16 protein-coding genes, 4 tRNA genes, 1 other RNA gene and 1 pseudogene are annotated in these 21,205 nt (G+C 70.0%); 10 read left to right on the plus strand and 12 right to left on the minus strand.

Annotated elements, in window-relative coordinates; translation table 11 throughout:
* Nucleotides 1-329: 329 nt before the first annotated feature.
* The 4 genes from ACFWPS_RS36315 to ACFWPS_RS36330 form a co-directional block, all read right to left on the minus strand.
* Entirely contained in the window at nt 330-1,751 is a 1,422-nt protein-coding gene (locus tag ACFWPS_RS36315) for an ATP-binding protein (protein ID WP_383713313.1), read from the minus strand.
* Between the two features lie 680 nt (nt 1,752-2,431).
* The gene (locus ACFWPS_RS36320) at nt 2,432-3,133 is read right to left on the minus strand and encodes a hypothetical protein (protein ID WP_383713316.1); all 702 of its coding nucleotides are present in this window, start codon (nt 3,131-3,133) and stop codon (nt 2,432-2,434) included.
* A gap of 1,578 nt (nt 3,134-4,711) precedes the next feature.
* Complete coding sequence (locus ACFWPS_RS36325; RefSeq protein ID WP_383713319.1) at nt 4,712-5,137, minus strand: PIN domain-containing protein; 426 nt, start codon at nt 5,135-5,137, stop codon at nt 4,712-4,714.
* Entirely contained in the window at nt 5,134-5,412 is a 279-nt protein-coding gene (locus ACFWPS_RS36330; RefSeq protein ID WP_383713322.1) for a CopG family transcriptional regulator, read from the minus strand. The genes ACFWPS_RS36325 and ACFWPS_RS36330 overlap by 4 nt, the downstream gene beginning before the upstream one ends.
* Nucleotides 5,413-5,819: 407 nt before the next feature.
* Here ACFWPS_RS36330 and ACFWPS_RS36335 point away from each other — a divergent pair, with 407 nt between their 5' ends.
* The 4 genes and pseudogenes from ACFWPS_RS36335 to ACFWPS_RS36350 form a co-directional block, all read left to right on the plus strand.
* Nucleotides 5,820-6,365 (plus strand): hypothetical protein, encoded by a 546-nt coding sequence (locus tag ACFWPS_RS36335; protein ID WP_383713325.1) that lies wholly within the window; start codon nt 5,820-5,822, stop codon nt 6,363-6,365.
* Nucleotides 6,362-6,622, plus strand: coding sequence for a hypothetical protein (locus ACFWPS_RS36340; protein ID WP_383713327.1), 261 nt, complete (start codon nt 6,362-6,364; stop codon nt 6,620-6,622). The genes ACFWPS_RS36335 and ACFWPS_RS36340 overlap by 4 nt, the downstream gene beginning before the upstream one ends.
* Nucleotides 6,623-6,888: 266 nt before the next feature.
* A complete protein-coding gene (locus ACFWPS_RS36345) occupies nt 6,889-7,146 on the plus strand; it encodes a hypothetical protein (protein ID WP_383713331.1) in 258 nt (85 codons plus the stop codon).
* 493 nt (nt 7,147-7,639) lie between these two features.
* Nucleotides 7,640-7,829 (plus strand): annotated as a pseudogene (locus ACFWPS_RS36350) (site-specific integrase); the annotation flags it as partial.
* A gap of 62 nt (nt 7,830-7,891) precedes the next feature.
* Here the strand turns inward: ACFWPS_RS36350 and ACFWPS_RS36355 are convergent.
* A tRNA-Ser gene (locus tag ACFWPS_RS36355) sits at nt 7,892-7,979 on the minus strand.
* A 72-nt stretch (nt 7,980-8,051) separates the two neighbouring features.
* Between ACFWPS_RS36355 and ffs the strand changes: the two genes are divergently transcribed.
* The 6 genes from ffs to ACFWPS_RS36385 all read left to right on the plus strand — a co-directional run bounded on the left by ffs (nt 8,052) and on the right by ACFWPS_RS36385 (nt 16,880).
* Nucleotides 8,052-8,150, plus strand: an RNA gene (gene ffs / locus ACFWPS_RS36360) — signal recognition particle sRNA small type.
* 45 nt (nt 8,151-8,195) lie between these two features.
* Complete coding sequence (locus ACFWPS_RS36365) at nt 8,196-10,412, plus strand: DNA polymerase III subunit gamma and tau (RefSeq protein ID WP_383713334.1); 2,217 nt, start codon at nt 8,196-8,198, stop codon at nt 10,410-10,412.
* A gap of 341 nt (nt 10,413-10,753) precedes the next feature.
* Nucleotides 10,754-12,010 carry a phosphoribosylamine--glycine ligase gene (gene purD, locus ACFWPS_RS36370; RefSeq protein ID WP_383713336.1) on the plus strand — a complete coding sequence of 419 codons (1,257 nt, stop codon included), beginning with the start codon at nt 10,754-10,756 and terminating at the stop codon, nt 12,008-12,010.
* A gap of 304 nt (nt 12,011-12,314) precedes the next feature.
* The gene (locus ACFWPS_RS36375; protein WP_383713339.1) at nt 12,315-14,111 is read left to right on the plus strand and encodes a hypothetical protein; all 1,797 of its coding nucleotides are present in this window, start codon (nt 12,315-12,317) and stop codon (nt 14,109-14,111) included.
* A 280-nt stretch (nt 14,112-14,391) separates the two neighbouring features.
* Nucleotides 14,392-15,888, plus strand: a complete 1,497-nt coding sequence (locus ACFWPS_RS36380; protein WP_383713342.1) for a N,N-dimethylformamidase beta subunit family domain-containing protein — start codon at nt 14,392-14,394, stop codon at nt 15,886-15,888.
* Between the two features lie 92 nt (nt 15,889-15,980).
* Nucleotides 15,981-16,880, plus strand: coding sequence for a phosphoribosylaminoimidazolesuccinocarboxamide synthase (locus ACFWPS_RS36385; RefSeq protein ID WP_383713344.1), 900 nt, complete (start codon nt 15,981-15,983; stop codon nt 16,878-16,880).
* 104 nt (nt 16,881-16,984) lie between these two features.
* Here the strand turns inward: ACFWPS_RS36385 and ACFWPS_RS36390 are convergent.
* The 7 genes from ACFWPS_RS36390 to ACFWPS_RS36420 all read right to left on the minus strand — a co-directional run bounded on the left by ACFWPS_RS36390 (nt 16,985) and on the right by ACFWPS_RS36420 (nt 21,073).
* Nucleotides 16,985-17,057 (minus strand) — tRNA-Gly (locus ACFWPS_RS36390).
* A 22-nt stretch (nt 17,058-17,079) separates the two neighbouring features.
* Nucleotides 17,080-17,694: a response regulator gene (locus ACFWPS_RS36395; protein WP_383713346.1), complete on the minus strand. Its 615-nt coding sequence runs from the start codon at nt 17,692-17,694 to the stop codon at nt 17,080-17,082.
* Nucleotides 17,691-18,950, minus strand: coding sequence for a sensor histidine kinase (locus tag ACFWPS_RS36400; protein ID WP_383713349.1), 1,260 nt, complete (start codon nt 18,948-18,950; stop codon nt 17,691-17,693). The genes ACFWPS_RS36395 and ACFWPS_RS36400 overlap by 4 nt, the downstream gene beginning before the upstream one ends.
* A 19-nt stretch (nt 18,951-18,969) precedes the next feature.
* Nucleotides 18,970-19,779 (minus strand): ABC transporter permease, encoded by an 810-nt coding sequence (locus ACFWPS_RS36405; protein ID WP_383713352.1) that lies wholly within the window; start codon nt 19,777-19,779, stop codon nt 18,970-18,972.
* Nucleotides 19,776-20,699 (minus strand): ABC transporter ATP-binding protein, encoded by a 924-nt coding sequence (locus tag ACFWPS_RS36410; protein WP_383713355.1) that lies wholly within the window; start codon nt 20,697-20,699, stop codon nt 19,776-19,778. Before ACFWPS_RS36410 ends, ACFWPS_RS36405 begins: the two co-directional genes overlap by 4 nt.
* Nucleotides 20,700-20,845: 146 nt before the next feature.
* Nucleotides 20,846-20,921 (minus strand) — tRNA-Gly (locus tag ACFWPS_RS36415).
* Nucleotides 20,922-21,001: 80 nt separating this feature from the next.
* A tRNA-Gly gene (locus ACFWPS_RS36420) sits at nt 21,002-21,073 on the minus strand.
* Nucleotides 21,074-21,205: the final 132 nt, after the last annotated feature.

The raw sequence follows: 21,205 nt of genomic DNA on the forward strand, positions 1-21,205 counted from the left end.
GTGAAGATCCCGAATTGCTCGAAACCAGGGCGCCTAACCAGTCAGGCTCAGGACGAGCCGGAAAAGTGAGACGGACAACGTCGAAGGGCCCCACCGCGAACGATGGGGCCCTTCGACAACGTGCCCGATGAGGCACTGGCGGAGGATACGAGATTCGAACTCGTGAGGGGTTGCCCCCAACACGCTTTCCAAATGTTCGTCTGGGGGTTCGTGGACGCGCGGATCCGCTCTGACCTGGGACGGAGCAGTCGATCTGGCTCAGTCCGGACCGCACCGGACGGAGGCGAATGCAACCAGAACTGCATCCACTGGGAGAACCAGCCCCCTGCTCACACGCTGCGCCAAGCGTTGAGCAGTTCTTCGGGTTCGTACGCCGCCTGGAGCCCGGAACAGCTGGTCCCGTTACGGGAGACCGCCACGAGCGGTACGGGCTCGTCGGTGACCGCCGCGCGGTGCTTCTGCAGTGCGGCCAGGTCGTGGCTGTCGAACGCGGAGTTCTCCAGCCATTTGACCGAACCGAGGAAGAGCAGTTCCTTGGCCACCGGCTGCCGGTCGGCGCCCACCAAGTCGATCTCCACGTCGTTGCTGCGGGTCCAGTATCCGCCGATCGCCGGGGCTGCGGGCAGCATCCCGTCCGGCAGGAGGCGGGCGAGGGATTCCCGGACGAGGGGTTCGATCGCGCGGCCCCGCCAGCTCGTCCACTGCTCCTTGATGCGGCTCAGAGTGAGATCTCCCCGCATTCGTTCGATCTCCGCCATGTGCGGGTCCAGAAACGCGAGCCAGAACCGGAGGTAAGGGTCGGCCACTCGGTAGCGGCGTTCCTTCGACGGCCTCAGCGAGAGCGGCAGCTCGGCGGCCACGACCCTCTTCTCGGTCAGGAGGTCGGTGGCTCGGGTGAGAGTGGTGTGGGCGATGCCGCCGGCCGCGCGAGCGATGTTGGTGAAGGTTCGCTCCCCGGATCCGATGGCCCGCAGTACCTCCCTGCTCATCGCCTGCGGTGGAAACTCCGCGGCCAGTGAGCGCTCGGCGGAGACCAGCAGGGCCGAGATCGGGTTGTCCAGCGAGTCGCGGAGGAACTCCCAGACGTCTGCTCCGGCCCGCCACTCGGCGCAGATCAGGGGGAGCCCTCCGGTGATCAGAGCGGCATCGAACGCGGCTGCCGCTGACAGGCCGAGCATCTCGCTGATGTCGGCCGGGTTCAGGGGCCCCACGATCATTTCCCGGCCCCGTTGGTGAAAGGGGCGGTCGTAGCTGTTCAGCGCCTCCATCATCGACAGGTCGGATCCGACCAGGAGGAGAAGTACCGGCTTACGGCTGAGCAGCCGGTCCCATGCCCGCTGGAGCATGCCCTCGAAGGCATCGATTCGGTCCATGAGATACGGGACCTCGTCGATGACGACCACGCTCGGGCTGTCGTCGGGAAGGATCTCCGCGAGCAGCCTGAACGCCGCGTTCCACTGCCCCGGGGTCTCCTCCGAGAACAGTCCCCGCTCCGGCAGGTTGGATCTGGCGACGGCGTCGAGCAGCTCCGACAGCTCGTCCTCCGCGGTGCCGCCGGCAGCGGTGAAGAAGAGGTGCGGCGTCTCGGTACGCCGGAGGAACTCCTCGACGAGACTGGACTTGCCGACCCGCCGCCTTCCCCGCATGAGGATGCACTGCCCCGGCTTCGCCGACCCGACGGCAGAGCGAACCGCCTGCAAGGCGTTGCCGAGCACGCTCAGTTCGCGATCCCGCCCGATGAAACGACGCATGCAAGCCTCCCGATAGCAATAGTATCCCCAGGGATAGTATTGCTATCGATACCATCTCCCATTCATTCGGCAGGAGGCTCATGACGCCGTGGATACGGGAGAAGGTGACAGATGGTTCGCGTGCCCGGTGACGATCGATGTTCGTCGTGGAAGGTATCCGCTGCCGAAGAGGGTCGGCTTCCAGCGCGGTCGGCGTGGCCTTGAGCAGCCGGTCTGTCAGCACGTTGAGGTCGGCGTCGGCGCACTTGTTCGCGGGGCCGGGTGGCGGTGCTTCGGAGCGGCGGCTCCGCCCGACGTTCCTTCGCGGGAGCGGCGCAGCAGCGACCACCCTGTGCGGTAGGCGCTTTCGATGTGCACCGTTTCCTTGGTGTCTCGGCTATGGGCGGGCGTAGCTCGCGGCGCGTAGTGAGGCGAGCGCCGTTGTGGGTGGACTACCGCTGATCAGGACCGTCGGGGCGAGCTGCCGCAGGGCGGGCTTGGGCAGGCCGCAGGGGGCGGTCGGTTCGGCCGGGAGTGCAGGTTGATGACGGCCACCAACCGCGTGCCGGGCGGCAGAGGTCCCAACGGGGCATGCCGGCAAACCGAAGTCGCTTCCGCGCCGAGTTCAAGGATGGCGCCCTTGTCCGTGCCCGACGCGACGAATCGGCCGCCGAAGATCAGCGAAAGCCTTCTTCGAATTTCTATTCTTCGCCGAGATGAGAAGCGCCATTTTCTACATCATCGGGATGTACGATGGAGTCCTGGATGTCCAAAGTATGCATAAGTGACTTGACCGCCACGACCCGGCTATTGCCAATCCAGAGTACCCTGAAGGGGAGGGAGCCCTTCCTGGCCATCTTTGACGCTTGTGATTCTGAAAGGCCAATAATATTGGCAGCCTCGCTGAAGCCAATATATTGCGGCAGGAGATCAGAAATCCGATAGTAAAGATTCCTCCCGTCTACCCATGATCGCCCTGCCTGCGTTGGAGTAAGGGCGGGAGAATCTACCTCATCACGGCAACCGTTGCGGAGTTTGTCATGAAGGGTCTTGACGTGATCCATTACTCCCATTCGCTGCAACAGGGCTCCTGTGCGCTCCCCGCGAATTCTCTCATCGGTATCCGGATCCCGTACCGTGGTGGCGTCAATGATCGACGAGGCGCGCAGCGTGGAATCTTCCTCATGCGCGGCATCAGCAATCAGATGCTCCGCACTTGTTGCACATGTTTCCGAGCTTCCGACTTCCACCAGCTCACGAGCGGCACTGAACGCGTGAGTCATCATAGTGTCCAGGAGTGCCTTGGAAGGCGTGCCACCTGCCCTGGAAAACCATGCTTGCAGGGCACCTTCCATCATCGCCGACCTGATGTCAGAGACATCGTAATTCCATTTTCGTGCCAACTCTCTCGACTATCCCGCAAAGTATGGAGTCAGTAGATCCAGTAGGATCATCAACCATTTTTCTCGCTCCTGTTGGTCACTCTCTCTCGCCAAAGTGTCCGCCGACTCCCAGAGGCGCAAGCTTGCTACGGATTTCGATCGACCAAGTCGAACTTTGTCGCGCAAAACCTGGTATGTGGGATGATTCTTGATTGCGCACACTTGGACATCGCCGACGTGCGCACAGATGGGCTCCCCGCCGCAGTCGCGCAGAAGTCGTTCAGTGATGAGAGTGAAGACATCGCGCATGGTTTTCCTCTCGCGCCGCCGGATTGGGCCTACGGAAAATCATGAGTCGCGGCAACTGTGCTTCGGGGATCTCTGCTTAGATTTAGCCCTAATCGAGTGAAGTATGTTTGACGGTACAACGATATGCTGGCGTGAGTAGCGGTACTCGACAGGTGGCACTCGGCCTAGGGCAAGGTGAGGCCCTCGGCCAGATGGGTCGAGCTCGGTTGCGGCCACGGAATTCGACCTGACCCGGATGTGAATTCGGTGGCCGCGGCTGATGCCTCGTGGTCCACTCCGCCCGGGTTGACGGACGCCGTTCGCACGGAGAGGGGAGGGGGGCGAACGGAGGGTGCCATCCAGGCCCGCGCAGCGCGCGCCGCCTCGGCCGGCATATGGGCGGACTGTAGCGGTGCCGGTCCTGGATCAGGAGTCCTTGGTCCAGCGCCCACCGGGCGCCTGGTGCGAGGCCGAGGCCGACAGCGCCGAAACAGGATGAACTGCGACTGGCCCAGCACGCCGCGGCTCGGCGTGCGAGCAGCTTCCGGGCCGCTGTGGTGTTCCATGAGTGCGGTCAGCCGCTGCGGCTCGGTGCCCGGAGGCTTGACGTCCGATGCCGCCAGCATGCTGCGCAGCTCGTTGAAGGTCGCGCCCGCGAGCTGCTGTTCCGGCGCCAGGGGCGCGTCCCATGCCTGGCGCGGCGGTCCGGCCATGCGGAGCTCGCCCGCGCCGTCCGGCCAGACCGGAGCGTGATCGGCGAGCACTTCCAGCGCGGTGTCCAGCGCGCGAGTGGTTTCCTCGTCCGACGGGGCAGTGCCACCGATCCCGGGCGCTGAAGACGGTCCGCCAGTTCCGCCACCGAGCGCGGTTCCGGAGGGGACATGCCATGCACTCGCGCTCCGAGCACGCGTTCGCGGTGAAACCGCCGCGACGTCCACCGCCAGGTTCCGTAGGGGCCCGCCACGGAGCCGGCGCCGACCACCCGCCGTGAGATGCGGCAGCGTGCGCCTGGCTGCCCACCGAGATGTCCTCAATGTCGGCTGTAAACGCAACCAAAAATGCAACCGGTTCACGTCGAAGAGCCGGGCCACGATCGTGGCCCGGCTCTTCGTTTCGCCTGTTCAGGCTGCTGCGGAGGATACGAGATTCGAACTCGTGAGGGGTTGCCCCCAACACGCTTTCCAAATGTTCGTCTGGGGGTTCGGTGGCGATCGAGGGCGTCCTGACCTGCGGCGGAGTGGGGCATTCGGAGGGCGGCGGACGTTGCCGGACGGGTATGAATGAGACCAGAACTGAGACCAGGCTGCCGGGTTATACCTTCTTGACGACGACGGTGTCCGGGAGGAGCTTTTCCAGGTCGTCCACGTCCGAGGTGAAGACGGTGACCTGTCCCTTCTGCTGGCGTGCGATGACAGCGAGCATGGCATCGATGGCGTATTTGTGGCCGTGCAGCTTGGCGTCGCCGAGGAGTCGGCGGGCCTGGCGGGCCTCGTCCTTTCCGATATCGGCGACCTTGAGCCGGGAGAGCACCCAGTCCCAGCGCTGCTCGGTGGTCCTGCCGTCGTACGCCTCCACCAGTGTCATGGGCGACGTGACCACTTCGGCTTCGCCCCGTGCTGCGAGATCGAGCCAGGCGATCATCTTCCGGTCGCCGCGCACAGCGAGGGACAGGGCTTCGCAGTCGAGTACGAAGGCGCGCAGTGGCCGCTGCCCGTGCTCACCGGCTCGCTTGGTCACGCGGCCTCTCCAGCGTTGTGTCCTCCGGCGGTGAGGCGGCGCTCGTGCTCGGCGTCGAGATCTTCCAGCTCCGAGAGTGCTGCCGTGCGCTCGTCCTCGGTGACCGCGCCGTGTTCCTCCTGCAGCCAGTCGACCAGTTCCAGCAGACGGTCCCGATCACGCTTGAATCGCAGTGCTTCGGCGACGTACGCCGAAAGCCCCCGCTCAGCCGCCTCGGCGCGGATCTCGTCTAGGAGATCTTCGGGGATCGTCACCGTTACTTTCTTGGTTGCCATACAAGTCACCATACTCTTGGTGTGAATGGCCCTACCGGTTTGCCGTGACCCGTAAGGCAAGGAGGCCAATGGCCAATCCGTGAGTCCTGCCCATGCGTGATCGCCGATTCGTACCGCTTCACTCGGCCACCGCGTGCCGTTCACTCTCATCAGCGCATGCTGCGTCGGATGAGGATGGTTGTCCTTCGCGGTGGTGAGCCTCCTGCCGTTGATGGAACGACAGGAGGAGAGTCCATGTCCCTGCTGCCTTCAGCAGACGTCTTCGGATCGATCGAGCTGAAGGTTCCGCAGCTGCTCGGTGGACAGTTGGTCTGTCCACATGTGCCCGGGGGAGATGTTCGGTCGGCGAGCACCTCACGCTCTCGGAGGCGAAGGAAGCGGCGGCACGAGATGCCGCTGATGCTGCTGTGCGGGATGCGCTGTGGCGGTGCGTGGGGCGCGATGCCCGAAGCGGCGTGCCGAACTTGGCTCAGCGCGGCCAGTTGCTCGCGTTGTACTTCATCATCCCCTACCTGCGGGAGTCGGCCGCGAGAGTCTCGAGGAGGCTCTGCGTCGATGCCGCAGAGGTGAGGTCAGCCATGCTCGTCGGCGCGTTGTACAGGCTGGCACTGGCCGCTGAAGCCGACGACGTCCGTGATGAGGTCGTCCGGGCTGCCAATGCCGCTGGCTGGGCGGTGGAGCGGGCTGATCCGGCCGAGCGCACGACGGATCCGCGCGGTCTTGTCGACCGTTCGAGCCTCCTTGACGACGACTACTCGCCCATCCGCAACGATTCGGACATCCAGGTGGTCGGTGAGGTTGACTCTTTGCTGGGGGAGCGCATCAGCGGCGAACGCATGGGCGCTACCTTGCACCGCCTTGGGCTCTTGGGTGTGTTCCTCGCCTCGGATCCGGGGCAGGTGCCCGACGTCGAGTCCGACGAACTCGGCGGACTGCAGAAGGAAGCCGAGTGAACCCGAGCGCAAGGCGACTGTCGCAGTGGCTGGGCGAGCCAATGCCCCTCTGCAAGGTGGCAGATCTCCTCGGAGTCGACGCAGCGAAGGCGGGCGGACTGGTGAGGGCGGGCCGCTTCCCCTGCCGTGTCACGAAAGAGAAGGGAAAGTACGTAGTCCTTCCCGCCGATGTGTTGGTCGCCATGGGGCTCGATGATCCGATCGTGCGGATCGTCGATCTGCTGGCCGGAGCCGAGTTCGCGAGGCGATGGGACTGAGGGTTGGCCGCCGGCGGGCCGAGTGCGACATCCGAGGGTTGGGCGCGCGAACGCCCCCTCCGGGTTGACCCGCGGCATGGAACGGGGTGGTAGGGCGCACGTGGATGGTCGGTGCACTGCTGATCCGTCGAGCGGCTCCGCGTCGGCGGCTTCGGCCGCACGAAAACCCCCGATAGCGCGGAGGTGACGTCCAACAGGAACGTCTTGCCGGTGCCACGGTGCCACGGTGCCACGGTGCCACGGTGCCACGGTGTCCGGTGACCGCCATGCCGACACTGCGCGGCCGTCCGGGGGCGTTCGTGGGGGTGCAGGGGGCAGGGCAGACGGGGTGCGCCTACGGCGGTGAACGGTGGTGGCTGGCGGTGCACTGGACAAAGGCCAGGACAACGAGCAGCACGAAGAGAGCCAGTTTCGCTTCTCTGGATGACCACGCTCGGGGCGTGCTCAACCGTGACGCCGACGGCGTGCACTGGCCCTACGGCCCGAACATCTACGTCCAGATGCGCGCGGACCTGTTGGACTGAGCGGACCGGCACGATCTCAAGAGCGGCGACACCGGGTGTTCGTCCGGGCTGCACTGGCTCGACAGAGGCCGTTGCGCCAAGAGGGAATGCCAAGGCAGGCCAGGGTTCTACGACCACACGACCACGTGGCTTTCGCGGACCACCGGCAGGCCCGCTCTGGTCTTCAACCAGCCGTACCGGCAGGTGGACCCGGCCGAGATTTGGGATTCCATCAGCGAGTACCCGTCTCTCACGGCCGAGGTCGGGCCGGAGAGTTGGTACGGCGCAGGTACCAGCGGTGTCTACATCTGGAATGACGGCAACCGTTCCGTGGCTGTTCGGCCGCCCCGTTAACCGCGCATCGAAGGGTTCCACCTCGCGGTGGGGCCCTTCGGAATCGTGCCCGGTGAGGCACTGGCGGAGGAATGAGGCTGTACCTCCGCCTCGATGGCGCTACCTGCTGGACTCCCACGTTGCAGAGGCTCAAAGCAATCTAGGGCACATGGTGTGGTGTGGCCCACTGAGCCGGTACACGGACTATCACGACTTGGAGCGGCTGCTGGAAGACTCGGGAGTTCGGGACGCCCGGCTGCACCACGCCCGGCACACCGCCGCCACCGTGCTCATGCCGGAAGATCGCCAAAGCCATCTGGGGATCCCCGGAGACACCCGCTGTGGACAAAAACCAGCACAACGGGGTCTGAGGACAACGTCGAAGGGCCCCCTGTTTCCAGGAGGCCCTTCGACATCGTGCCCGGTGAGGCACTGGCGGAGGATACGAGATTCGAACTCGTGAGGGGTTGCCCCCAACACGCTTTCCAAGCGTGCGCCCTAGGCCTCTAGGCGAATCCTCCGCTCGGAACATTACATGACCGAGAGGAGTGCTCGCGAACTCGTTCCCACCTGCTGATGTCAGGTACTCTTTGCGCAGCCCCTCACGCGGCGCTATCTGACTGAACTCCCCCAGGGCCGGAAGGCAGCAAGGGTAGGTTGGCTCTGGCGGGTGCGTGGGGGGCGCTTGCGTTTGCGGGCGGGGCCGGTTGTCAGTGGGCGCCTATAACCTCGTATGCGTGTCGTCTCTCGCGCTGTACCGCCGCTATCGCCCGGAGTCGTTCGCCGAGGTCATCGGGCAGGAGCATGTCACCGACCCGCTGCAGCAGGCGCTGCGGAACAACCGGGTCAATCACGCGTACCTGTTCAGCGGGCCGCGTGGGTGCGGGAAGACGACCAGCGCGCGGATCCTCGCCCGGTGTCTGAACTGCGAGCAGGGGCCGACGCCGACCCCGTGCGGGGAGTGCCAGTCCTGCCAGGACCTCGCGCGCAACGGCCCGGGATCCATCGACGTCATCGAGATCGACGCGGCCTCTCACGGTGGTGTGGACGACGCCCGTGAGCTGCGCGAGAAGGCCTTCTTCGGGCCCGCCTCCAGCCGCTACAAGATCTACATCATCGACGAGGCCCACATGGTCACGTCGGCCGGCTTCAACGCGCTGCTCAAGGTCGTCGAGGAGCCGCCGGAGCACCTCAAGTTCATCTTCGCCACGACCGAGCCCGAGAAGGTCATCGGGACCATCCGGTCGCGGACCCATCACTATCCGTTCCGGCTCGTCCCGCCGGGGACCCTCCGGGACTACCTCGGCGAGGTGTGCGGCAAGGAGAAGATCCCGGTCGAGGACGGCGTGCTCCCGCTCGTCGTGCGGGCCGGTGCCGGGTCCGTGCGCGACTCCATGTCCGTCATGGACCAGCTGCTCGCCGGGGCCACCGAGGAGGGCGTGACGTATGCCATGGCCACCTCGCTGCTCGGCTACACCGACGGCTCGCTGCTCGACTCCGTGGTCGAGGCCTTCGCGACCGGGGACGGCGCCGCCGCCTTCGAGGTCGTGGACCGGATCGTCGAGGGCGGCAACGACCCGCGCCGTTTCGTCGCCGACCTGCTGGAGCGGCTGCGGGACCTGGTGATCCTCGCTGCCGTACCGGACGCCGCGGAGAAGGGGCTGTTCGACGCCCCCGCCGACGTCCTCGAACGGATGCAGGCCCAGGCCGGCACCTTCGGCGCCGCCGAGCTCAGCCGCGCCGCCGACCTCGTCAACGCGGGCCTGACCGAGATGCGCGGCGCCACGTCTCCTCGGCTTCAGCTGGAGCTGATCTGCGCCCGTGTGCTGCTGCCCGCCGCCTACGGCGACGAGCGGTCCGTGATGGCCCGCCTCGACCGGCTGGAGCGGGGCGTCAACTTCTCGGGCGGGGGCGGCGCACCCGCCATGGGGTACGTCCCCGGCCCCGAGGTGCACCTGCAGCCTCCGGCGCCGGCTCCGGGCTCTGTCCCGCAAGGCGGCGGTCCGGCCGCGGCCCGGGCAGCCGCACGAGGAGGAGCGGCCCCGGCATCTGCCCCGGCCCCGGCCCCGACTCCAGAGCCTCCGGCTCCGACTCCGGCTCCGGCCGCCGCGCCCACCCCTCCTCCGGCCGCGCCGCCCGCTGCCGCCGCGCCGGCCGCTGCCGCGCCCGGTGCCTGGCCGACGGCCGCCCCCGCAGGTGGCGGCGGTGCTCGCCGCCCCGGCGGCTGGCCGACGGCCACAGGAGCGCCGGCGGCCCAGCAGGCCCCGCCGCCCTCGGCGGCCCCGGCAGCCCCCCCGACCCCGACCCCGGCTGCCGCTCCTGCCTCTGCTCCCGCCTCTGCTCCCGCCCCTGCCGGTGGCATCGACCCCCGTGCGCTCTGGCCGAACATCCTGGAGGCGGTCAAGAACCGCCGCCGCTTCACCTGGATCCTGCTCAGCCAGAACGCCCAGGTGGCCGGTTTCGACGGCACCACCCTCCAACTCGGCTTCGTCAACGCCGGCGCCCGCGACAACTTCGCGAGCAGCGGCAGCGAGGACGTGCTGCGGCAGGCGCTGAACGAGCAGTTCGGCGTGCAGTGGCGGGTCGAGGCGATCGTCGACCCGACGGGCGGCGGCGGTGCGGCTCCGCCCGGCACCGGGTACGGCGGCGGCCAGGCAGGCGGCTACGGCGCGCCCGCGGCATCCGGCTACGGCAGCGCGGCCCCCGCGGCCCCGGCCCGCCCCGCGCCCACCCAGCAGGTTCCGGTGGCGGCCCCGGCCCAGAGCCCGCCGCCGCCCACCCCGACGGCGACGGCCCGCCCTGCCCCCGCCGCCTCCGAGCCGCCGCCGGTGGCTCCCGAGGACGACATCCCCGAGGAGGACGACCCCGACCTCGACGAGTCGGCCCTCTCCGGCCACGAACTGATCGTCAAGGAACTGGGGGCGACGGTGGTGGAGGAGTTCCAGAACGAGTGACGAACGACGAGTAGGGTCGAGCGCCGGAGGCCGGAGGGCGTTGGGGTCGCGTGTCGGCTGCGGGCTGCCGTGGGCTGGTCGCGCCCGCGCCCGCGCGGGGGTAGCCGCATATCGAATACAGCCCCGCGCCCCTGGGTTTCTCAGTGCATCCGGCGCTGGAGAGCTGTGGCGCCCCGTCGCACGAATCAGCCCGTCCGGCGTTTGAGGACGAGGCCGTTCAGGCCGAAGCGGGGGTCTGGGGGCGGCAGCCCCCAAGGGCGGGCATCTCAGCAGGCGGCCACCCCGCGGCCGAGCCCCCTTGGAGAATCCTCCAGTCGGCTTGTCCGGCTACGCTGGCCCCCGTGAAGGTCCTCGTCATCGGCAGCGGCGCCCGCGAACACGCCCTGTGCCGCTCTCTGTCCCTCGATTCCGACGTCACCGCGCTGTACTGCGCCCCCGGCAACGCCGGCATCGCCGAGGTGGCCGAGCTGCACCAGGTCGATGCCCTGGACGGCGGGGCGGTGACCGCCCTCGCCGTGGAACTCGGCGCCGACCTCGTGGTCGTCGGCCCGGAGGCCCCCCTCGTCGCCGGGGTCGCCGACGCCGTGCGCGAGGCGGGCATCCCGGTCTTCGGCCCCTCCGGGGCGGCCGCGCGGATCGAGGGGTCCAAGGCGTTCGCCAAGGACGTGATGGCGGGGGCCGCGGTGCCCACCGCCCGTTCGTACGTCTGCACGAACGCCGAGGAGGTCGCCGAGGCGCTGGACGCCTTCGGCGCCCCGTACGTCGTGAAGGACGACGGGCTCGCGGCCGGCAAGGGCGTCGTCGTCACGGACGACCTGGACGCCGCCAAGGCGCACGCCGCCGCCTGCGACCGCGTCGTCATCGAGGAGTTCCTGGACGGCCCCGAGGTCTCCCTCTTCGCGATCACCGACGGCGTGACGGTCCTCCCGCTCCAGCCCGCCCAGGACTTCAAGCGCGCCCTGGACGGGGACGAGGGCCCGAACACGGGTGGCATGGGGGCCTACTCCCCGCTGCCCTGGGCCGATCCCAAGCTCGTCGACGAGGTCCTGGAGACCGTCCTCCAGCCGACCGTCGACGAGATGCGGCGCCGCGGCACCCCGTTCTCCGGTCTGCTCTACGCCGGCCTCGCGATCACCTCGCGCGGTGTTCGGGTCATCGAGTTCAACGCCCGCTTCGGCGACCCGGAGACCCAGGTGGTCCTCGCCCGCCTGAAGACCCCGCTGGCCGGCGTCCTGCTCGCCGCCGCGAACGGCACCCTCGCCGACCTTCCGCCGCTGAGCTGGCGCGACGCCGCCGCCGTCACCGTCGTCGTCGCCTCGCACAACTACCCGGACACCCCGCGCACCGGCGACGCCATCACCGGCCTCGACGAGATCGCCGCCGAGGACGCGCCGCACGCCTACGTCCTGCACGCGGGGACGAAGCGCGCCGGTGCCGACGTCGTCAGCGCCGGCGGCCGCGTCCTCTCCGTCACGGCGACCGGCGAGGACCTGACCCAGGCCCGTGAGCGGGCGTACGCGGCGGTGGCGCGCATCGGCCTCGACGGCTCCCAGTACCGGACGGACATCGCCGCGAAGGCGGCGGCTGAGGCCTCCTAGGCCCGGCAGGCCTCAGGCCCCCAGCGCCACCAGCTGTACGGAACCGACGACTCCCGACAGGCCCCGGACCCGAAATCCGGGGCCTGATCGTTGCTGTCAGTCGATCACCTCTGACCAAAGCCATTCCATCGAGTGACCGATGCCCCATCCGGCTGACGGGGGCCGAGGCCCCAACTAGGGTGCGGCGCAGGCGTTCCGGCACTTGGCCCACCGGCATTGCGATGTCAGTGGTGGGTGCCACAGTGGGGGAGTGAGCAACAGCCAGGACAGGCCGAGGACAGCCGGGAGGGGGTGAGGTCCGGACGTGACCAGTACCGGTATCGGTGCGGAGGCGGGAGCGCAGGCAGCGCGTACCCGGGCCCTCGCCGTGCTGCGCATCCGCGGCCGCGCCCTGGCCGTGGCGCTGCTTCCCGCCGCGGCCACGGTGATCCTGCTGACCGGTGTTTCCACCGGCCACTTCGTCGGCCCCGGCTGGGACACCGCCCGCTGGATCGTCGGCGTGCTCGCCGTGCTGGTGCTGCTGGCGGCCGCCGGTGTCGCCCTGGTGGTGGCCCGCGCCCGCCCCGCCGTGACGCCCACGGTCCCGATCACGGAGGAGTCCGCCCCGGACCTGTACCGGATGGTGCGCGACCTCGCCGACCGCATGGACGTGCCGGCGCCCTCCGCCATAGCGCTCACCCCGGACTGCGACAGCTGGCTGGAGGACCGCACCCACCCGGCCCACGGCCCGCCCGCGCCCAAGGGCGGTGACGAGCTCGGCACCCCCGGCCCGCACCGCCGCACCCCGGCCGCCCCCGTCCTCGTCATCGGCTCCCCGTTCCTGTGGTGGATGCGCGTCGGCGAGCTCCGCGCGGTCCTCGCGCCGGTCGTCGCCGGCACGGGACCCTCGGCCCAGCCGGACATAGCCGCCGCCCGCCGTTTCGTACGGGGCCTGGACGCGGCGGTGGCCGTCTCCGCGACGCCCGGCCGATGTCCGGGGGCCCGTCTGGTGTGCGCGGGTGTCGGCTGGGTGGCCCGGCTGCTGCTGCGCGGCTGCCGGGAGCACGCGGCGCTGATGGAGCGCGGGGTCGCCGCGGCCGCCGCCGAGCGGGCCCAGGCCGTGGACTACGGACTGCGGATCGTCGCCCAGGAACAGGTCGGCCTCGCGTACGCCGGCTGGGACCGCCTGCTCACCCGGGTCGCGCTGCCCGCCTGGCGGATGGGCCGCTGGCCCTCCCGGCTGGATGCGGGCGTGGTCGCGGCCCTCACCGAGCTGTCCCGGCGCGACCGGCTGGCCGAGGGCTTCGCCTCCCGGCTGGGCGAGCGGCCCGCCTGCGACCTGCTGGAGGAGCCGGGCCTGGTGGACGAGGCCGCCTCGCTGCTCGCCGCCCGCCTCTTCCACGGCGGCCCCGCCGAGCCCGGACCGGCCTGGTCGCCGGTGGACTGGCAGGAGTATCCGGACGAGGTCGTCGACCGCACCTGGCGCACCGAGGCGGCCCGCCTGCACCGCGTCCTGGACGCCCTCGGCGTCCGCGCCACCCTCGACCCCGCCGCCCCGGACCCCGGCGGCCCCACCCTGGCCCGTGTCCTGGACCACCTGACCGACCCGTCCGCCCCCGGCAGACGCCCGTGCCCTCCGGCGTACGAAGAGGACCCCCGCACCCCCGGCTACGACGAGGAAGCAGGAGAGCCCACCGGCACCGAACGCAGCGCCGCCCTCGCCGCCGGCCTCACCGCGGCCCTCGCCCGCGAGGAGCGCGCGGAGGCGACCGACGCCGCGCGCCCCGGCTGCCCCACCCCTGCCGCCGGCCAGACCGGCCCCGGCAGCCCTCTCTGGGACGACGGCGCACTGCCCCTGTTCCCGCTCCAGCCCCCGCGCACCGCCCGCGAGCTCCTCGCCGACCACGTCAAGGCGATGGTGTGCTGCGCGGCCGTGGACACCGCCGGTGCCACTCCCGGCCTGGACTGGCTCGACGGTCCGTCCCTGCTGGTCGGCGGCGAGCGGGCCGCCGACCTGACGTCCAGAGTCCTCAGCCTCATCGAGGAGGGAGACCCGGCCCCGCTGCGGGCCTGGCTGGTCGAGTCCGGAATACGTCCCGAGAAACCGGTCCGACTGGTCTGACCTCGGCTTTTCGGCACTTTAGCGGAGCAAAGTGTTCCACTTCAGGCAAATTCGCAACGAACCGTGACCGTACGCGTGCGTTATGTGATGTGCTGGGACCGTTCGCGGATGTGGCAAGCGCATCCGACATAAGACAGACGCCGCAGTCGCGGCGCGGCGCGGCGGCACGGCAGAGATCAGAACCACGCGCAACCAGGTGTAACTGCGAAAGAACCACGTACACATCGCACATCGGCTCGTATCAGCTCACTTCACGGGGGCACGAGGGAGGGGAGCCACCATGGCATCGGACCACATCCGCCGCTGGGAGTCGGGAGCACTCGCGCACGCCGTCACGGACCCTTTCGGCCTGGGTCCCGTGCCCTGGCTGCGTGGCAGCGAGACCTATTTCGACGACACCGGTCATGTCGTCCCCTGGTACGTGGACCCCAGCCGGCCACAGCCCACCGGCGAGAACCCCAGGGTCCCCGCACCGCGCACCGCCGTCGGCGGCCCGCGCTCGGCGGACGACGTGCACCGCCAGATCAAGGGGTTCACCTCGACCGGCGCGGTCGCCCCGGGCGAGGCCGTCGACTTCCACATCACCGTCGACCCGCCGCAGGAATTCAGCGTCGACATCTACCGCATCGGCCACTACGGCGGCGACGGCGCCTCCAAGATCACCACCAGCCCCCGGCTGTCCGGCATCGTCCAGCCCCCGCCGCTGGCCGCCGACCGCACGGTCTCCTGCCACCACTGGTGGCTGTCCTGGCGGCTGCAGGTTCCGTCGTACTGGAGCATCGGCGCGTATGTCGCCGTGCTCACCACGGCGGACGGCTACCGCTCGCACGTGCCTTTCACGATCCGCGACAACCACCCGGCCGACCTGCTGCTCCTGCTGCCGGACATCACCTGGCAGGCGTACAACCTCTACCCCGAGGACGGCCGCACCGGGGCCAGCCTCTACCACGCCTGGGACGAGCGGGGCCTGCTGCTCGGTGAGGCCGACGCGGCGACCACCGTCTCCTTCGACCGGCCGTACGCGGGCGCCGGCCTGCCCCTGCACGTCGGCCACGCCTACGACTTCATCCGCTGGGCCGAGCGCTACGGCTACGACCTCGCCTACGCCGACGCCCGCGACCTGCACGCCGGCCGCGTCGACCCCGCCCGCTACCGGGGCCTGGTCTTCCCGGGCCACGACGAGTACTGGTCCCCGCGGATGCGCCGCACGGTCGAACTGGCCCGCGACAGCGGCACGAGCCTCGTCTTCCTCTCCGCCAACACCATGTACTGGCAGGTGGAGTTGGGCCCCTCCCCGTCCGGGGTCGCGAACCGCCTGCTGACCTGCCGAAAACGCAGGGGCCCGGGAAAGCCCGTGCTCTGGCGCGAGATCGACCGGCCCGAACAGCAGACGGTCGGCATCCAGTACGCGGGCCGGGTGCCCGAGCCGAACCCCCTGATCGTGCGCAACGCGGGGCACTGGCTCTGGGAGGCCACCGGCGCGCACGACGGCGACGAGCTGCCGGGCCTGGTGGCCGGCGAGGCCGACCGCTACTTCCCGCGCACCGCGCTGCCCGAGCACGAGGAGCGCATCCTGCTCGCCCACTCCCCCTACACGGACAACGACGGCGCCCTGCGCCACCAGGAGACCTCTCTCTACCGCGCCCCCTCCGGTGCCCTGGTCTTCGCCTCCGGCACCTTCGCCTGGTCCCCGGCCCTGGACCGCCCCGGCCACGTCGACCCCCGGGTCCAGCGCGCCACCGCCAACCTCCTGGACCGCATCTGCAAACACGACTGATGCGCACAGGTGTCCGCGCGGCCCCGCTGTCCGTGCGCAACCCGGCATACGGGAGAATCGAGGGCACCTGTACAGAACCACGGGGAGGAACCGTGTCCGGATTCGTCGAAAAGCCCGAGCCCGTGGAGGTGCCGGGTCTGGTGCATCTGCACACCGGCAAGGTGCGCGAGCTGTACCAGAACGCGGCCGGCGACCTCGTGATGGTCGCCAGCGACCGCCTGTCCGCATACGACTGGGTCCTGCCGACCGAGATCACGGACAAGGGCCGGGTGCTCACCCAGCTCTCCCTGTGGTGGTTCGACAAGCTCGCCGACCTGGCCCCCAACCACGTCATCGGCACCGAGCTGCCCGAGGGCGCCCCCGCCGACTGGGCGGGCCGCACCCTGATCTGCAAGTCCCTGAAGATGCTCCCGGTCGAGTGCGTGGCCCGCGGCTACCTCACCGGCTCCGGCCTCGCCGAGTACCAGGAGTCCCGCACGGTCTGCGGCCTCGCCCTCCCCGAGGGCCTGGTCGACGGCTCCGAGCTGCCGGCCCCGATCTTCACCCCGGCTACCAAGGCCGAGGTCGGCGAGCACGACGAGAACGTGTCGTACGAGGAGGTCGCCCGCCAGGTCGGCGCCGAGACCGCCGCCCAGCTGCGCCAGGCCACCCTCGCGGTGTACGGGCGGGCCCGGGACATCGCCCGGGACCGGGGGATCATCCTGGCCGACACGAAGTTCGAGTTCGGCTTCGAGAACGACGCCCTCGTTCTCGCCGACGAGGTGCTCACCCCGGACTCGTCCCGGTTCTGGCCGGCCGACGAGTGGCAGCCGGGCCGCGCCCAGCCGTCGTTCGACAAGCAGTACGTGCGCGACTGGCTGACCTCGGCCGAGTCCGGCTGGGACCGGAAGAGCGAGCAGCCCCCGCCGCCGCTGCCGGAGCAGGTGGTCGAGGCGACCCGCGCGAAGTACATCGAGGCGTACGAGCGGCTGACGGGCAACACCTGGTCGTGACGGACGCAGTTCCCGGGCCCCGGGCCCGGGAACAGGCGGCCCGGGAACAGGCAGGGCCCCGTACGCAGAAGGCCCCCGGCGGTAACCGGGGGCCTTCTCCTCTGAGCGGACGACGAGGCTCGAACTCGCGACCTCAACCTTGGCAAGGTTGCGCTCTACCAACTGAGCTACGTCCGCATGCGCCGTGGCGCGAGAGCAACTATACCCAACCTCGCTCCCGCGCGAGACGTACTGCCGCATGACGGTTCTCCGCACCGAGCTTGGTGACGGCCGAGGAGAGGTAGTTCCGCACGGTCCCCGGCGACAGCGCGGCCCGCTCGGCGATCTCCGCGACCGGTGCCCCGTCGGCCGCCAGCTCCAGCACCTCGGCCTCCCGCGCGGTCAGCGGCGAGTCCCCGGCGGAGATCGCGTCGGCGGCCAACTCCGGGTCGATGTAGCGGTTTCCGGCGTGCACGGTCCGGATGATCTCGGCGAGCCGCTGTGCGCTCACCGTCTTCGGGACGAACCCCCGCACACCGGCGGCCAGCGCCCGTTTCAGATGGCCGGGCCGCCCGTGACCGGTGACGATCAGTACCTGGCAGGCGGGCAGTTCGGCGCGCAGCGATGTGGCGACCCTCACACCGTCCGCGCCGGGCATCTGGAGATCGAGCACCGCGACATCGGGGCGATGGGCCCGCGCCATGGCGAGCGCCTCCGGGCCGGTGGCCGCCTCCGCGACGACGACCAGGTCGTCCTCAAGGCCGAGCAGCGCGGCCAGCGCGCCCCGGATCAGATGCTCGTCGTCCGCGAGCAGCAGCCGTACCGGAGACGTCATGAAGTGACTCCACTCACACTCGCACCAGCTGCATCGGCCGCATCAGTCGTACGACCGGACAGCGGGACCGAGGCCGTCACCCGGAATCCGTCCGCCCCCACCGGCCCGGCCTCCAGCGTCCCGTCCACCCGCGCCAGCCGCTCCCGCAGCCCGGCGAGTCCGGACCCACGGCCTTCGCCGCCCCGGCGGACCACCCCGTCGTTCTCCACCGTCAGCACCACACACCCCTCCCGCACCTGCAGTTCCACCGAGCAGCGGCCCGCGTCCCCGTGCCGCAGCACGTTCGTGGCCGCCTCCCGCACCACCCACCCGAGCGCCGACTGGACCTCGGCGGGCAGCCCGCCGGTGTCGCCGGTCACCTCGCAGGAGATCCCCGCCGCCGTCAACACCCCTTGCGCACCGGCGAGTTCGGCCCCCAGGTCGGCGTCCCGGTACCCCCGTACGACATCGCGCACCTCCCGCTGCGACTCCTGTGCGATCCGCTGCACCTCGGTCATCTGCTCCACGGCCTCGGGCCGTTCGCGCCGGGCCAGCTGCACGGCCAGCTCGCTCTTGAGGGCGATGACGGTGAGGTTCCGGCCGAGCACGTCGTGCAGATCGCGCCCGAACCGCAGCCGTTCCTCGGCGACGGCGAGCCGGGTCCGGGTCTCGCGGGCCTCGTCGAGTTCGTAGACGGCGTTCAGCAGCCAGACGGAGAAGATCGAGGTGGCGGCGAGGAAGCTGGCGGAGAGGAACACCACGAACGCCGTGACCACGGCTTCAGGCCCGGGAACGCCCAGTGGCAAGGGCACCACGGCCGCCCCGAACGCGAAGCCCGTGGTCTGCGCCACCACGCGCCGCCGGTTGCGTACGCCCAGCGCCATGGTCCCGGCCCCGAAGGCCAGGATCATGGCGAAGACGGTCGCCGCCGCGTTCTCCGTGCCGTCGCCCGCGCCGCCGTGCTCGCGCAGGACCAGAGCCGCGACGGCGAAGACGCAGGTCGCCGCGGTCAGCACCCACAGCAGCCGCACCGGCTGCTCCCGCCGACCGCGCGTCCAGTCCAGTGCCCGGGAGGCGGTCAGGGCGCAGAGCAGCGCGTGACCGACGACCATCGCCACCAGCCAGCCGGCCACCTCCGCCCCCGCCTGCGCCAGCACCGGCAGTCCGATCGCCGCGACCTCGATCACCGCGAAGAAGTGGAACGACCACCGCGTGTACGTCTCGACCTTGGCGGGCGTGGTCTTCCCCCGCCACCAGCCCCCTGCTGCCCCGCTCATCCCGGTCCCGTCCCCGCCCTCAGCGCCGAGGTTCCCAGCGGAACCACCGCCGTACAGCAAACACCGCGACCACGGTCCAGGCCAGCGCGATGAGGACGGTGCCCAGGGCCTGGCCCGTGTTCAGCTCGCCGGTCCAGCCGGCCCGGACCAGCCGGACGGCCGGGGAGAGCGGGAGGAACTCGCCGACCCTGGTCACCCGGTCGGGCAGGGCGTCCGCCGGGACGGCGATGCCCGAGCCCAGCATGGAGACGAAGACCAGGGGCAGCGCGGTGACCTGGGCGCTCTCGGTGGTCCGGGTGAAGGCCGAGGTGAGCGCGGCGAGCGCGGCACTGATCAGCAGGCCGGTCAGCAGACCCAGCACGGTGAGGTACGGCGCTGCGGGTGCGCCCGCGTCGAGCAGTACCGCGCAGCCGGCGGTCAGTACCAGCGCCTGCGCCAGGCCGAGGCAGACGGCGGGCAGGGCGGTCCCGGCCAGGATCTCCGCGTCGGTGAGCTCGCCGGTGCGCAGCCGCTTGAGGACGAGTTCCTCACGGCGGGCGACGTAGGCACTCACCAGGGAGGTGTACACGGCGAAGAGGAAGGAGAAGCCGATCGCGGCCGTCAGCATCAGGATGCCGGTGTTCAGCCCTTTCCCCGTGACGTCGAGCTGGTCGATCGCGGGCCGTACGGTGATCGGCAGGGAGAGCGGTACGAGCAGCGCGACGAGCACCGTGCCGCGGTTGCGGCCGAGGAGCAGCAGTTCGGCACGGGCGAGGGCGCCCAGCCGGCGACGGACCGCGGCGCCCGTCGCCCGGCGCCCGCCGAGAGCCGGCGCGTTCGGCGTGGTCATGCGGCCACCTCCTGCGCGATCCCCAGGAACGTCTCCTCCAGCGAGGCCGACCGCACCTCCAGCCGTTCCAGCTCGACCCCCGTCCGCTCGGCCCAGGTCAGCACCCCGGTGGCGGTCCGCTGCACCTCGCGCGTCCGCAGCCGTACGGCCCGGCCCTCGGCCTCGTGCCCGCACACGCCCAGTGCGGCGAGCGGCGGCAGGTCTCCGAGGAAGTACCCGGTGGGCAGTTCGAAGGAGATCCGCGCGGGCCGGCCCGCGGTCACCTCGGCCGGTGTGCCGGTGAGCGCGATGCGCCCCTCGTGCAGGATCGCGAGCCGGTCGGCGAGGTCCTCGGCCTCCTCCAGGTAGTGCGTGGTGAGCAGGACGGCGGTTCCGGCGTCGCGCAGCGCGCGCACCAACTCCCAGGTGTCCCGGCGCCCTTCGGCGTCGAGCCCGGTCGTCGGCTCGTCCAGGAACAGCACCTCGGGCCGCCCGAGCAGCGCGAGTGCCAGGTCGAGGCGGCGCCGCTCCCCGCCGGAGAGCTGCTTGACCCGGACCTTCGCCCGGCCCGTGAGCCCGACCAGGCCGAGCGCCTCGGCCACGGGCCGGGCTCCGGTCGTACAGCCGGCCCACATCCGTACCGTCTCGCCGACGGTCAGCTCGGAGGGGAAGCCGCCCTCCTGGAGCATCACGCCGGTGCGCGGGCGTACGGCGGCCCGCTCCCGGTGCGGATCGTGGCCCAGTACCCGCACCCGGCCCCCGTCCGGCGACGCGAGTCCTTCCAGCAGTTCGACCGTGGATGTCTTTCCGGCGCCGTTGGTGCCGAGCAGCGCGAAGATCTCCCCGCGGGCCACGGAGAAGGTGATTCCGCGGACCGCCTGGAACCCGCCCCCGTAGACACGCCGGAGATCTGTGACCTCAATCACGTGTTCGTAGTCCATGACTCCAGCGTCCCCGTTGCCGGGGCCCGGGAGCAGTGCGCGGTGTCATCGCTCGCCATGACAAATGTCAGAGGGAACAGCCTCGGCAGATGTGCGTGGGCGCACGAAAAAACCCCAGTCATATGACTGGGGTTTCCTCTATGAGCTGGAGCGGACGACGAGGCTCGAACTCGCGACCTCAACCTTGGCAAGGTTGCGCTCTACCAACTGAGCTACGTCCGCACTGCTCCCGACCGGCTCCCACCGATCGGTGCGAGCACCAGCCTACCTGATCCACAAGCATGCTCAGGACGGCGGTGCAGAGCGGGTGACAGGAATTGCACACTGCGCCTTCCCCCTGGAAGGGGGATGTTCTGCTACTGAACTACACCCGCATGTACTCCGTGGGCCTCGGCTTTTCGGCCGTGTCCCTCGGCGTGCTCCAGACATTAGCTGATCAGCAGGGGGGTAGCGCAAGTCGGCTGCCCCCAGGGGCGGCTGACGCACCCTGAGGGCAGCCGGCCGCC

The sequence above is a fragment of the Streptomyces sp. NPDC058457 genome (genome assembly GCF_042720695.1).
Classification (GTDB): domain Bacteria; phylum Actinomycetota; class Actinomycetes; order Streptomycetales; family Streptomycetaceae; genus Streptomyces.

Coding starts and splice junctions, on each gene's coding strand:
- ACFWPS_RS36315 (WP_383713313.1), bottom strand. CDS start 1,751: ATGCGTCGTTTCATCGGGCGGGATCGCGAACTGAGCGTGCTCGGCAAC.
- ACFWPS_RS36330 (WP_383713322.1), bottom strand. CDS start 5,412: ATGGCAACCAAGAAAGTAACGGTGACGATCCCCGAAGATCTCCTAGAC.
- ACFWPS_RS36345 (WP_383713331.1), top strand. CDS start 6,889: ATGCCGACACTGCGCGGCCGTCCGGGGGCGTTCGTGGGGGTGCAGGGG.
- ACFWPS_RS36380 (WP_383713342.1), top strand. CDS start 14,392: ATGGCATCGGACCACATCCGCCGCTGGGAGTCGGGAGCACTCGCGCAC.
- ACFWPS_RS36395 (WP_383713346.1), bottom strand. CDS start 17,694: ATGACGTCTCCGGTACGGCTGCTGCTCGCGGACGACGAGCATCTGATC.
- ACFWPS_RS36400 (WP_383713349.1), bottom strand. CDS start 18,950: ATGAGCGGGGCAGCAGGGGGCTGGTGGCGGGGGAAGACCACGCCCGCC.
- ACFWPS_RS36405 (WP_383713352.1), bottom strand. CDS start 19,779: ATGACCACGCCGAACGCGCCGGCTCTCGGCGGGCGCCGGGCGACGGGC.
- ACFWPS_RS36410 (WP_383713355.1), bottom strand. CDS start 20,699: ATGGACTACGAACACGTGATTGAGGTCACAGATCTCCGGCGTGTCTAC.